This window comes from uncultured Flavonifractor sp., assembly GCF_944387675.1.
GTDB lineage: Bacteria > Bacillota > Clostridia > Oscillospirales > Oscillospiraceae > Flavonifractor.
Genome location: NZ_CALXFV010000069.1, coordinates 1 through 12,269, shown reverse-complemented (window position 1 = coordinate 12,269; position 12,269 = coordinate 1). Strand labels below are relative to the sequence as shown.

Annotated in this window: 10 protein-coding genes and 2 pseudogenes; 10 read left to right on the top strand and 2 right to left on the bottom strand. The window is 63.8% G+C overall.

Features of this window, described 5'->3' with window-relative positions; translation table 11 throughout:
* Positions 1-69: 69 nt before the first annotated feature.
* The 10 genes and pseudogenes from Q0J74_RS11105 to Q0J74_RS07610 all read left to right on the top strand — a co-directional run.
* Positions 70-1,065 (top strand): annotated as a pseudogene (locus tag Q0J74_RS11105) (ABC transporter substrate-binding protein/permease); the annotation flags it as partial.
* Between the two features lie 111 nt (positions 1,066-1,176).
* Positions 1,177-1,893, top strand: a pseudogene (locus tag Q0J74_RS11100) (amino acid ABC transporter ATP-binding protein); the annotation flags it as partial.
* A 397-nt stretch (positions 1,894-2,290) separates the two neighbouring features.
* On the top strand, positions 2,291-2,587 hold the full coding sequence (locus tag Q0J74_RS07645; protein ID WP_297212907.1) for an STAS domain-containing protein: 297 nt from the start codon (positions 2,291-2,293) through the stop codon (positions 2,585-2,587).
* Between the two features lie 24 nt (positions 2,588-2,611).
* Positions 2,612-4,009 (top strand): PP2C family protein-serine/threonine phosphatase, encoded by a 1,398-nt coding sequence (locus tag Q0J74_RS07640; protein ID WP_297212905.1) that lies wholly within the window; start codon positions 2,612-2,614, stop codon positions 4,007-4,009.
* 77 nt (positions 4,010-4,086) lie between these two features.
* Positions 4,087-5,505 carry a carbon starvation CstA family protein gene (locus Q0J74_RS07635; protein WP_297212903.1) on the top strand — a complete coding sequence of 473 codons (1,419 nt, stop codon included), beginning with the start codon at positions 4,087-4,089 and terminating at the stop codon, positions 5,503-5,505.
* Positions 5,502-6,623 carry a substrate-binding domain-containing protein gene (locus Q0J74_RS07630; RefSeq protein WP_297212901.1) on the top strand — a complete coding sequence of 374 codons (1,122 nt, stop codon included), beginning with the start codon at positions 5,502-5,504 and terminating at the stop codon, positions 6,621-6,623. The genes Q0J74_RS07635 and Q0J74_RS07630 overlap by 4 nt, the downstream gene beginning before the upstream one ends.
* Positions 6,624-6,627: 4 nt before the next feature.
* Positions 6,628-8,028, top strand: coding sequence for an NCS2 family permease (locus Q0J74_RS07625; RefSeq protein WP_297212899.1), 1,401 nt, complete (start codon positions 6,628-6,630; stop codon positions 8,026-8,028).
* A gap of 142 nt (positions 8,029-8,170) precedes the next feature.
* Entirely contained in the window at positions 8,171-9,388 is a 1,218-nt protein-coding gene (locus Q0J74_RS07620) for an NCS2 family permease (RefSeq protein WP_297212897.1), read from the top strand.
* Positions 9,389-9,401: 13 nt separating this feature from the next.
* The gene (locus Q0J74_RS07615) at positions 9,402-10,004 is read left to right on the top strand and encodes an NCS2 family permease (protein WP_297212895.1); all 603 of its coding nucleotides are present in this window, start codon (positions 9,402-9,404) and stop codon (positions 10,002-10,004) included.
* The gene (locus Q0J74_RS07610) at positions 9,986-10,711 is read left to right on the top strand and encodes a hypothetical protein (protein WP_297212893.1); all 726 of its coding nucleotides are present in this window, start codon (positions 9,986-9,988) and stop codon (positions 10,709-10,711) included. The genes Q0J74_RS07615 and Q0J74_RS07610 overlap by 19 nt, the downstream gene beginning before the upstream one ends.
* Positions 10,712-10,927: 216 nt before the next feature.
* Here Q0J74_RS07610 and Q0J74_RS07605 read toward each other — a convergent pair whose 3' ends face one another.
* Both Q0J74_RS07605 and Q0J74_RS07600 read right to left on the bottom strand, forming a co-directional pair.
* Positions 10,928-11,668 carry a LytR/AlgR family response regulator transcription factor gene (locus Q0J74_RS07605; RefSeq protein WP_297212891.1) on the bottom strand — a complete coding sequence of 247 codons (741 nt, stop codon included), beginning with the start codon at positions 11,666-11,668 and terminating at the stop codon, positions 10,928-10,930.
* Between the two features lie 259 nt (positions 11,669-11,927).
* A partial coding sequence (locus Q0J74_RS07600; protein WP_297212888.1) for an S-layer homology domain-containing protein occupies positions 11,928-12,269 on the bottom strand: 342 nt, incomplete at its 5' end.

Genomic DNA, 12,269 nt, shown 5'->3' with positions numbered 1-12,269 from the left:
GCCGACGGCACCCTGGACGCCCTGGCGGACAAGTGGCTGGGGGCGGATGAGGCCGCCAAGACCATCGACGTGGGGGACTACGACGCCCCCAACGGTACCCTGCGCTACGTCCACGACCCCTCCATGGAGCCCATGAGTTATGTGGGCGAGGGAGGGGAATCCCTGGGCTACGAGGTAGAGCTGGTAACCCTCATCGCCAGGGAGCTGGGCATGGAGCTGGAGATTACCCAGGCCAACTTCAACGCCCTGATGCCCATGCTGGTCAGCGGCCGGGCTGACATCGTCTCCGGCTCCATCAGCATCACCGAGGAGCGGAAGGAGAGCATCGACTTCGCCACCGCCCACTACACCGGCGGCGTGGTGCTGGTGGTCCGGGCAGAGGACCTGGGGCTCAGCACCCAGGGGGCGGCGCCGGGCTTCTGGGCCGGACTGGCCGACAGCTTCCGCAAGACCTTTGTGGAGGAAAACCGCTGGCAGATGGTGCTGGGCGGCCTGGGGGTGACGGTGGTCATCTCCCTGTGCGCCGCCCTCATCGGCTCGGTGCTGGGCTTCGGCCTGTGCCTGGTGCGCCGCAGCCGCAACAGGGCGGCCTCCCTCCTGGCCGCCGCCTTCATCCGGCTGGTCCAGGGCATCCCCACCCTGGTGCTGCTGATGGTGCTCTACTACATCGTCTTTGCCAGCACCATCCTCAGCGGGGTGGTCATTGCAATCCTGGCCTTCTCCATCAACTTCGGCGTCTATGTGTCCGAAATGATCCGCACCGGCATCGACGCGGTGGACCTGGGCCAGTGGGAGGCCGCCGCCGCCTTGGGCTTCGGGCGGGCCAAGACCTTCACCAAGGTCATCGCTCCCCAGGCCGCCCGGCACATCCTGCCGGTATACAAGGGAGAGCTGATCTCCATGGTCAAGATGACCTCGGTGGTGGGCTACATCGCCGTGGAGGATCTGACCAAGGCCACCGACCTCATTCGCAGCCGCACCTTTGAGGCATTCTTCCCCCTGATTGTCACGGCGGCCATCTACTTCCTGCTGGCCTGGGTTCTCACCTCCCTGCTGCATTTGGTGGAGCTGCGCATTGACCCCAAGCGGCGGCCCAGAACCCTCGGAACTGTGGAGGGAGCGTTCCCGTCTACCCCCGCCCCCGCCCCCGCGTCCCTGCCGGAGGGGGAGGCGGTCATCTCCGTGGCCCACCTGAAGAAGGTCTATCCCAACGCCACGCCGCTGCAAGATGTCAATGCGGAAATCTGCCAGGGGGACGTCATTTCCATCATCGGCCCCTCGGGTACGGGCAAGAGCACCCTGCTGCGCTGCCTCAACCGGCTGGAGGAGCCTACCGCAGGCGAGATCCGGGTGTTGGGTCAGGCCATGACCGGCGCCGCCCCCCGGGAGCTGGGCGCCGTGCGCCGCCGGATGGGCATGGTGTTCCAGTCCTTCCACCTCTTCCCCCACCTGACGGTGATGGAAAACATCATGCTGGCGCCGGTGGAGCTGCTGGGCCTCACCCGGCAGGAGGCATACCGGCGGGGGATGGAGCTGCTGCAGCAGGTGGGGCTGGCGGAAAAGGCGCTGAATTATCCCGATGAGCTCTCCGGCGGACAAAAGCAGCGGGTGGCCATCGCCCGCACCCTGGCCATGGGACCGGACATCGTCCTGTTTGATGAGCCCACCTCCGCCCTGGACCCCACCATGGTGGGCGAGGTGCTGTCGGTTATCCGCAGCCTGGCCGGCCAGGGGCTGACCATGCTCATTGTCACCCATGAGATGAAATTTGCCCGGGACGTGTCCACCAGGGTGTTTTATATGGACCAGGGCGTGATCTATGAGGAGGGGACGCCGGAGCAAGTCTTTGAGCACCCCGTCACCGACCGCTGCCGGGCCTTCGTCCACCGGCTGAAAACCTTCCACACGGAGATCTGCTCCAGGAACTTTGACTTCCTGAGCACGGCCTCCCAGATCGACGCCTTTGCCCGCAGGCATCTGCTGGGAGCCAACCAGTCCCTGAAGTTCCAGCAGATTTTTGAGGAACTGTGTGTGGCCGTCATCCTGCCCACCCTGCCCCGGGAGGGGGGGTGGAAGCTGTCCTTTGACGCGGCCTGCCGGGAGGACGCCAGCCAGTGCGAGGCGGTGATCCGCTGGGAGGGCGCGGCCTTTGACCCCCTCACCCAGGGGGAGGCGCTGAGCGTCAAGCTGGCCCTGGCAAAGACCAAGGACAGCCGCTGGAGCTGTGCCGGCGGGGTCAACACCGTCACAATTCTGTTCTGAACGGCTTGACAAAAACGGAGGTCTTGGTATGAACATCGTAAAAACAAGTGAGGGGACCAAGCTGACCCTTGCCCTGGAGGGGCGGCTGGATACCACCACCGCCCCCCAGCTGGAGGCGGAAGTGAGAGGCGGACTGTCCGGTGTAACCCATCTGGTGCTGGACTTTTCCCAGCTGGAGTATCTCTCCTCCGCCGGCCTGCGGGTGCTTCTGGCCGCCCAAAAGCTGATGAACAAGCAGGGGGACATGGTGATCCGCCGGGCAAATGCCACCATTGTGGAGATATTTGAGGTCACGGGCTTTCTCGACATCCTGACCATGGAATGAGAAGAGCGCACAAAACGCAGGAAGGTGATTGACACGGACGGGCAAACTACAAATCCCATTTTCCTGGAAAACGAGCGGGAGGCCAACCGGTATTCCTGCCGCTGCCTGCAAGTAATGGCACTGATCGCGGCTCTGGCCTGGCTGCTGAACCTGCTGGATATCTTTACCGTTCCTCAGGTGGCGATGAATCTGGGCATGCCCGTCTGCATTTTCTCCTTCCTGCTGCCCACCATCCTCAGCTCCAGGATGCTCCGGCTGGGCGGGCAGTTCAAATATCTCATTATGGGCTGCTGCATTCTGGGCATTACCGTGCTGTCCGCCGCCATTCCCAAGCACACCGTGCTGGCCTGGATTGCTCCGGTGCTCCTCAGCTGTCACTACTACTCGCGCAGGCTGACGGTCAGCACCCTGGCGGCCTCGGTGGTTTGCCTTTATGCCGCCGGCATCGCCAGCCTGTTCGTGGGGGAGGGCGACCCCAATCTGCTCAAGGTTTTCGACGCCGCCGATGCGGTGGTCACCCGGGAGCTGTTCTGGAACGCGGTGCTGTTCTTCCTCTTCCCCCGTTCCGCAATTCTGGTGGGCATGGCCTTCGTGTGCGTCACCGTAGCCAAGCGTACCCGCGTCCTGCTGGAAAAGCAGGCCGCGGATTCCTCCGCCCGGCAGCGCATAGAGACCGAGCTGAATGTGGCCACCCAGATCCAGGCGGATATGCTGCCCAGCATTTTCCCCGCCTTCCCCGAGCGCCCGGAGTTTGACATATACGCCGCCATGATCCCCGCCCGGGAGGTGGGCGGCGACTTTTACGACTTCTTCCTGGTGGATGAGGACCATTTGGCCCTGGTCATCGCCGATGTGTCCGGAAAGGGCGTGCCGGCGGCCCTGTTCATGGTGATTGCCAAGACCCTTTTGAAAAACGCGGTCCAGATGGGGCTGTCCCCCAAAACGGCGCTGGAGAAGGTCAACAATCAGCTGTGCGAGAACAATGAGGCGGAGATGTTTGTCACGGTTTGGCTGGGGATCTACCAGATCTCCACCGGCCGGCTCACCGCCGCCAACGCGGGTCACGAGTATCCGGCCGTTCGGAGAGCAGGGGGTGCCTTTGAAGTGGTAAAGGACCCCCACGGCTTCGTCCTGGCGGGGATGAAAAACGCCCGGTACCGGGAGTACGAGCTGGAGCTGGGGGTGGGCGACACGCTGTTTGTGTACACCGACGGAGTGGCCGAGGCCACCGATGGGGCCGATGCCCCCTACGGCACCGACCGCATGCTGGCGGCGCTGAACCAAAACGGCGCGCCGGGGCTGGAGGCGCTTTTACATCATCTCAAGGCGGATATCGACCGCTTTGCCGGCACGGCCCCTCAGTTTGACGACATCACCATGCTCTCCCTTCAGAGGAAGAATCCCGGACCGTCCTGTCCCTGACCACCGGTGGAGGCGGGAGCGGATGCTCCCGGCCACATAGAATTTCTGGTAAAACCAAGCCAATGGAGGAATGATCTTTGATTACCCTGATTTGCGCCGTGCTGCTGCTGGCAGCGGGCTATACCCTGTATGGAAAACTGGTGGAACGGGTGTTTTGCCCCGATGACCGGCCCACTCCGGCCATCGCCCATCCCGACGGGGTGGACTACATCCCCCTGAAAAACTGGCGGGTGTTTCTCATTCAGCTGCTGAACATCGCAGGCACCGGTCCCATTTTCGGCGCACTGCTGGGGGCTGTATTCGGCCCGGTGGTCTTTTTGTGGATCGTCTTCGGCTCCATTCTGGGGGGCGCCGTCCACGACTATATGAGCGGCATGATCTCCCTGCGGATGGACGGGGCCTCCATTTCGGAAATTGTGGGCGCCTATCTGGGTCCCGCCGCCAAGCAGGTGATGCGGGTGTTCTCCCTCATCCTGCTGGTGCTGCTGGGCGCGGTGTTCACCACCAGCCCCGCCGCCCTCATCGCCCGGCTGACGCCGGAGTGGATGAACACCGGCTTCTGGGTGGTGGTAATCCTGATCTACTATCTGCTGGCCACTCTGCTGCCCATCGACAAGCTCATTGGGAAGCTCTACCCTGTCTTTGGGGCGGTGCTGCTGATGATGGCGGTGGGGATCATCGCGGGTCTCATCGCCGGCGGCTACCACCTGCCTGAGCTGACCCTGGCCAACCTCCATCCGGAGGGCCGCCCGGTATGGCCCTACATGTTTATTACCGTGGCCTGCGGGGCCATTTCCGGCTTTCACGGCACCCAGTCTCCCATGATGGCCCGCTGCCTCACCTCGGAAAAGGAGGGCCGGAAAATCTTCTACGGCGCCATGATTTCCGAGAGTATCATCGCCCTGGTGTGGGCGGCGGCGGGGGTGGCCTTTTACGGCGCCACCGGCGGGCTGGAGGCCGCCCTGTCCGAGCTGGGCCAGTCCGGCGTGGTCTATGACATCTCGGTGTCCCTGCTGGGGGCCTTCGGCGGCGCCCTGGCCATCATCGGCGTAGTGGTCTGCCCGGTGTCCTCCGGGGACACCGCCTTCCGCAGCGCCCGGCTCACCATTGCCGACTGGTTCCACATCGACCAGGCCAACCTGCCCAAGCGGCTGGCGGTGACCCTTCCCCTGCTGGCGGCGGGGGCGGTGCTGACCCAGGTGGATTTTGACGTGATTTGGCGCTACTTCTCCTGGAGCAACCAGACCTTGGCCATGATTACCCTGTGGGCGGCGGCCATGTACCTGGTGCGCAACGGGGCCAAGCCCTGGCACTCCCTGCTGTGCGCCCTGCCCGCCGCCTTCATGTCCGCCGTGTCCTGCACCTACATCCTCATGGCGGAGGAGGGCTTCCGTCTGTCCCAGTCCATCGCCTACCCGGTGGGAATCGCCTTCGCGGCGGCCTGCGCGGCGCTCTACGGTTACGGCTTGAAAAAAAGAGGAGGGCAGCCGCTGTGAAACGTGCCGTTGCGCTGCTGTGCGCATTGGCCTGCCTGTGGATGCTGCCGGGCTGCACCGCCGGGCGGAAGGACGAAAATCCGGTGGCAGGCAAACAGGTGGCCTATATCATGCAGATGGCCCCGTCGGATATCTTTGAGATGTGGTCCCAGTCCGCCAGGGAGACGGCGGAGGGGCTGGGCATGGAGTACGACGTCTTTTTCTGCGGCGGCTCGGACGAGCAGTGGCGGGACACCATCTCCCAATGTGCCGCCGCAGGCTATGACGGGCTGCTGCTCAGCCACGGCGGGCAGGATTACGCCTACCCCTTCCTGAAGGACCTGCTGGAGCAGTATCCCGACTTGAAGCTGGTCACCTTTGACACCCAGTTTCTCGACAGCGGCGGCCAGGTCCGGACCCTGGAGGGCGTGACCCAGTTCTTCCAGCAGGACGAGCAGCTGGCCGGGCTGCTGCTGGAGTATCTCTGCCAGCAGCTCTATCCGGAGAAAGCGGCGGCGGGTGAGCCGGTAAACCTGCTGAAGGTGTGGGTGGGTCCCGGCTACCTCTCCGCCTTTGACCGGCGGCAGGAGGGATACACCGCCTATGAGCAGGCGGGGCTGATCCATACGGTGGCCACCATCGGTCCCTCCGACTTTGGCAATGCCGAGGCCTCCGTGGCCGAAGCGGCGGCCGCCGCCCTGGCGGAATATGGGCCGGGAGAAATTGACGCCGTCTGGTGCTGCTACGACCTGTACGCCAACGGGGTGTATGCCGCCCTGACGGAAGGGGGATACCAGATCCCCATGGTCAGCGTGGACATCTGCAATGGCGACCTTGAGAAAATGTCCGGCGAAGACTCCCCCTGGGTGGCCTGCGCCGCCACCAACTGGAACCACAACGGGGAATTCGGCATGCGGGTGCTGGCCCTGGAGCTGGCGGGAGATTACGACGCCATTCTTGACCCCATGACGGGGGAGGCATCCAGCTGGCTGGAGCTGCCCGCCGGGCTGATTACCCAGGATATGGTGGCCGGGGGCGGAATTGCCGTCTCCGACCTGGACGGGGTGGCGGGGGAGTCCTATACCGACCGCTCCTGGATGCCAACCGCGGACTGGATGACAAAGATACTGGGGGAGTGATGGAATGACAGAAAAGCTGTTCCACGTAACCGAAAAGGGCTCCACCGTCCGAACCGAGCTTCTGGCAGGGCTGACCACCTTCATGACCATGGCTTACATCCTTATGGTAAACGCCGGGATGTTCGCCGAGCTGCCCGGTGTGTCCTATTCCGCCATCTACATCGCCACGGCCCTTTCGGCGGCCATCGGCACCATTCTCATCGGGCTTTTGTCCAACCTACCCCTGGCACAGGCGTCCGCCATGGGCTCCAACGCGTTTTTCGTCTATACCGTGTGTCTCGGCTTCGGCCTAAGCTACGCCAACGCGCTGGTCCTGATCCTTCTGGACGGAATTGCCTTTGTCGTCCTGACCGTCACCGGCCTGCGGAAAAAGATCTTTGCCGCCATTCCCGCATCCGTACGGTTGTCCATCCCTGCGGGAGTGGGCCTGTTCATCGCCTTTATCGGCCTGCAAAACGCCGGAATTGTGGTGGCGGACCCGGAAACTTATGTAAACTTAGCTTCCTTCAATCTGCTGTTCGGCTCCGCCACCTGGCCGGACGTTATGCCCATACTGGTGACGCTGGCGGTGTTGGCCGCCATTGCGGTCTTGACCTGTAAGGGCGTAAAAGGCGCTGTTTTGTGGGGAATTCTGGGCGGCACCGGGCTATATTACCTGTTGGGCATCACGGTTCCCGGATTTTATACGGGCTTTGGTGCCGCCCTGGATCTGAATCCCTTTACGGCCTTTGGCTCGTTCGGCGCCTCGGCCTTCGGCCGGGTCTTTACGGAGGGGTTTGACTTTTCCCCCTACCTGGCCGACCACAGCCCCGCGGAGCTGGCCCTTCTCATCGGCACCACCGCCCTGGCCTTCTGCCTGGTGGACATGTTCGACACTCTGGGTACCTTATACGGGGCCTGCGCCCGGGGCAATCTGCTTACCCCGGAGGGGGAGGTCCCCAATATGGAGCGGGCCATGCTGGCCGACGCCGTGGCCACCGTCTGCGGGGCGGTGTGCGGCACCTCCACCGTCAGCTCCTATGTGGAGGCGTCCGCCGGCATTGCGGAGGGGGGCAAAACCGGACTGGCCGCCCTGGCCACCGGCGGGCTGTTCCTCCTGGCCCTGTTTTTCAGTCCGGTGGCGGCCCTGGTTCCCAACTGCGCCACGGCGGCGGCTCTGGTCTATGTGGGGATTCTGATGATGGACTGCACCAAGAAGGTGGACTGGCGGAACACCGCCGAAGCGGTACCCGCGTTTCTCACCATGGCCATTATGCCCATGACCTACAACATCTCCTACGGCATCGCCTTCGGCGTCCTCTCCTATCTGGTGATCGCGGTATTTACCGGCAAGGGGAGGTCGCTTCCCGGCGGCACCTGGGTGATCGGGTGCCTGTTCGCGGTGATGTTCCTGGTGACCCATTGAGCGGCAGAAGGCGGATGCGGCGGCGCGTATGGAAAAGTGGAGGAGGATGACACATGAAAACGCTGGAGCGGATTTTTCATCTGACGGAGCGGGGGGCTACCGTCCGCCGGGAGCTGCTGGGTGCGCTGACCTCCTTTTTTCCGTGGCATACATTCTGTTTGTCACCCCCAGCTACCTGTCTCAGACCGGCATGGACTACACCGGCGTGCTGCTGGCCACCTGTCTGTCCTCCGCCCTGGCCTGTTTTCTCTCCGCCGCAATGGATCTGCCCTTTATGCTGGCTCCGGGGGTGGGACTTAACGCCTTTTTTACCTACACCCTCTGCCTGACCATGGGCTACACCTGGGGCCAGGCCCTGGCGGTGGTAAGCCTGTCCGGGCTGGCCTACCTGGTCATCAGCCTGACTCCCCTGCGGGAGCAGATGATCTCCTGCCTCCCGCCCAGCATGAAAAACGCCATCAGCGCCGGTCTGGGGCTGTTTATCGCCCTCATCGGGCTTCTGAACTCCGGCATTGTCCAGGCGGAGGACGGTGCGCTGCTGCTGGGGGAGATCGGCGCTCCGGCCACCTTCCTGGCCATTCTGGGTCTGCTGATTACCGGCGTGCTGATGGCCTGGAAGGTAAAGGGTTCCATTCTGATCGGCATTGTGGTCACCACCCTGCTGGGTTTTCCCATGGGGGTGACCCAGGCGCCGGAATCCATGCGTCTTTCCCTGTCCTCCCTGGGTCCCATGCTGCTCTCCCCGGATTTCGGCGGCGTGCTGTCCCTGGGGGTGCTGCCCCTGATCACCGCCGTGGTCACCTTTACCATGTGCCTGTGCTTTGACACACTGGGGGCATTGATCTGCGTTGCCGGGGCGGGGAATCTGCTGGATGAAACGGGGAAGCTGGGCCGGTACGGCCGGGGTATGACGGCAGTGGCCCTGTCCACCGCCGCCGCCCCCCTGCTGGGCGCACCCCCCATCGGCATCCCGGTGGAGGGCTCCACTGGCGTGGCGGACGGGGCCAGGACCGGGCTGTACACCGCCGCCATCGGAGTGCTCTTCCTGGCCGCCATTCTGCTGGCCCCTATGGCGGGGATGATTCCGGGGGCAGCCACCTCGCCCGCCCTGGTGCTCATCGGGATGCTGATGATCCACAATGCCACCAATATCTACTGGCATCAGGTGGAGATCGCCCTGCCCTGCTTCCTCACCATGATCATGATCCCCTTTACCTATTCGGTGGCGGACGGGATCGGCGTGGGCTTTATCGCCTATACCGCCATCAGCCTGGTCAGCGGAAAAGGGAAAAAGGTCCCTGCCGTCACCTATCTTCTGGCCGGCCTGTTTGTGGCCATGTACATTCTTTCGGCAATCTAGGAGGGAAAGAGAGATGAAACAGCTGGATCGCCTCTTCCGCCTCTCCCAGCAGGGTACCACCTTGGGCCGGGAGCTCCGGGGTGGATGCACCACCTTCTGCTCCATGGTATACCTGGTGCTGGTAATTCCCGGCCTGCTCTCCGGGGCGGGCATGGATTTCAGCCAGGTCATGACGGCCACCTGCCTGATCGCCGCCGCGGGCAGCATCGCGTCCGGGCTGGTGTCCAACCTGCCTTTTACCCTGGCTCCCGGCCTGGGTTTTCCCACCCTGTTTACCTATACCTTCTGCCAGAAGTACGGCTGCACCTGGCAGCAGGCCCTGGCTCTGGTCCTGCTCTCCGGCGCACTGTATCTGGCGCTCGTCCTCAGCCCGCTGCGGGGGCGGCTGAACGACGCCCTGCCCATGCCCTTCAAGTTTGCCCTGTCCGCCGGGGTGGGCCTTTTCCTCACCCTCTCGGGGCTGATCAACGCGGGCCTGATCCTTGCCGACGGAAACCTGGTGGATATGGGGACCCTGGCCGCGCCGGAGCCGCTGCTGGCGCTGCTTGGCATCTTTTTTGCGGCGGTCCTGATATTCGGAAGGTCCCCGGCGCTCTCATGCTGGGTATGGGGCTGACGGTGGCGCTGGGCATTCCCCTGGGGGTGATCCCCCTGCCCCAAACACCGGTGGCCGCACCGGCGCTGTCCCTGACCACGCTGAAGCCGGATTTCACCGTTCTTCTAACCCTGGGTCCCGTTCCCCTGGTCTCCGCGCTACTCTCCCTGATGGTCTCCCAGTATTTTGACGCCCTGGGTACCCTCCTGGGCGTAGCGGGCGACGCCAAGCTGATCGATTCCACCGGCGATCTCGCCGGGCAGCGGGAGGTAATGCTCTGCTGCGGCGCCGCAACCTGCGCCGGGGCGCTGCTGGGGGTGAGCAACGTGACCGCCATGGCGGAATCCGCCACCGGCATCCAGGAGGGCGCCCGTACCGGCCTTTCCGCCGTGGTGGCCGGCCTGCTCTTTCTGTGTCTGCTGCCCTTCGCCCCTCTGGCGGAGGTGGTGACCGGCGCCGTCCTGGCCGCTCCGCTGGTCATGGTGGGCATGTCCATGATGAGCGGCATCACCCAGATCACCTGGAAGCACGTGGAGATTTCCCTGCCCAGCTTCCTGATGATCGTGGGAATGCCCTTTACCTTTTCCATCACCACCGGCGTCATGCTGGGGGTGGTCTCCTATGTGGTGGTGATGGTGTGCCGGAGGCGGGCCTCGCTGGTGGACCCGGCCCTGTACCTCCTGGCCGCCGTATTTGTCCTGAACGCCGGGCTGAGCGCGCTTCCATAGCCCTCCGGCGGAATACAGATTTGACCCGCGGGCCGCAGGTTTCCTTCCGCGGGAAGTTTTTCGACAGATTAACGGGGCTCCCCCAGAACGATTGTCTGGGGGAGCCCCGTTAATCTCGAAAGGCGGCTCCGCGATTTACTTTTTCCAGGCGGACAAATCCCACACTCACAGCCTGAGTGACATTGCCCGGCCGCTCTCGACCGCAGCCGGCGCCCTTCACTGGTCTGCCCCCTCTTCCAGCCAATAGCTGCCCCAGGCCTTTTTAAAGTCCACCGCAGAGGTGCGGGGCAATGTCACCGCCTGGCCGTCGTCCAGCAGGGCCGTCTGCCCGTTCACCCCGGCCACATGCTGGAAGTTCAGCACGAAGCTGGCCCCGCACAGGCAGAAGCGCCGGTCGGTCAGCAGGGGCGCGGCCGCTTTCCGAAAGGAGATCCGGATGCTCTGAGAGTCCACCGTGCCATCGGTGCAGTAGTAGCGCACACAGTGTCCCACCCGCTCCACATACCGAATGTGCTCCATCAGGATGCGCCGGGGGCCGTCCGCCGTGCTCACCACAACGGCGCTGGCCCGGCGCCGGTTCAGCTTCTCCACGGCGCCGTCCAGCACCTGAAAAAACTTGTCCTTCTCCACCGGCTTGAGCAGGTAGAAAAAAGCCCGGACATCATAACTGTCGGCGGCAAAGTCGTTGGAACAGGTCAGATAGACCATCTCGCCGCCGCCGCCCAGGGTCCGCAGGCGGCGGCCGGTCTCAATCCCGCTGAGATCGGGCATGAGAATATCCAGAATATAGAGGTCGAAACCGCCTGCGGCCTTCACCCGCTCCAGCAGTGCGCTGCCGCTCTGAAACAGCTCCATCTGTCCGCTCAGACCGGGCCGGGAGTCGAAGTAGGCCTCCAGCAGCGACGCGCTCTCCCTGCGCTGCTTTTCTTCATCATCACATATGGCAATCCGCAGCATGCCCTTTCTCCGTCCCCCCCAAACCTGTAAATTTTGCGCAGACGCCGGCCGCTCAGCCGGTATTTGCACAATGAACATAACACGGAAGCCGAAACCCGTCAAGAGGCGGATTGGGGCGGGCGTCTGAATCCCGACCCCACGGGGGCATCCGCGCTGCCCGCCCAGAGGGGCCACAAACTGAGCCTGGACGGGGGCATACGCCCCCGTCCAGGCTTTTCCCTATGCGCTGGTCCTCCGCGTGGAACTCAGGAAAGGGACCTCACGGGCCGCCAGGGCGGCGTGTCAGGGGCTGGGCGTCAGCCGGACAGCAGCGCCCCCCTGTCAAAAACCGCTGCAGCATCACCGCGGCCTCCACCCGGGAGGCTCCGGCTCCGGGGGACAGGGTGCTGCCGTCTCCGGTCCCCTGGATGATACCATACATGGTCATCCAGCACAGAGCCTCATAGGCCCAGTCGCTGACCTGGTCCGCATCCGCGTAATCCAGCGGGAAAGCCCACCTCCCGGTAAAGCCGCCGCCGCCGTTCTGCACATAGCGGTAGAGCATCACCGCCATCTGCTCCCGGGTGATGGGGTCGTTCGGGCCAAATGTACCGTCTCCGTA

What these genes read in the sequence shown, in the direction of transcription:
- Q0J74_RS07645 (WP_297212907.1), top strand. Translation starts at nt 2,291, where the DNA reads ATGAACATCGTAAAAACAAGTGAGGGGACCAAGCTGACCCTTGCCCTG.
- Q0J74_RS07625 (WP_297212899.1), top strand. Translation starts at nt 6,628, where the DNA reads ATGACAGAAAAGCTGTTCCACGTAACCGAAAAGGGCTCCACCGTCCGA.
- Q0J74_RS07615 (WP_297212895.1), top strand. Translation starts at nt 9,402, where the DNA reads ATGAAACAGCTGGATCGCCTCTTCCGCCTCTCCCAGCAGGGTACCACC.
- Q0J74_RS07610 (WP_297212893.1), top strand. Translation starts at nt 9,986, where the DNA reads ATGCTGGGTATGGGGCTGACGGTGGCGCTGGGCATTCCCCTGGGGGTG.
- Q0J74_RS07605 (WP_297212891.1), bottom strand. Translation starts at nt 11,668, where the DNA reads ATGCTGCGGATTGCCATATGTGATGATGAAGAAAAGCAGCGCAGGGAG.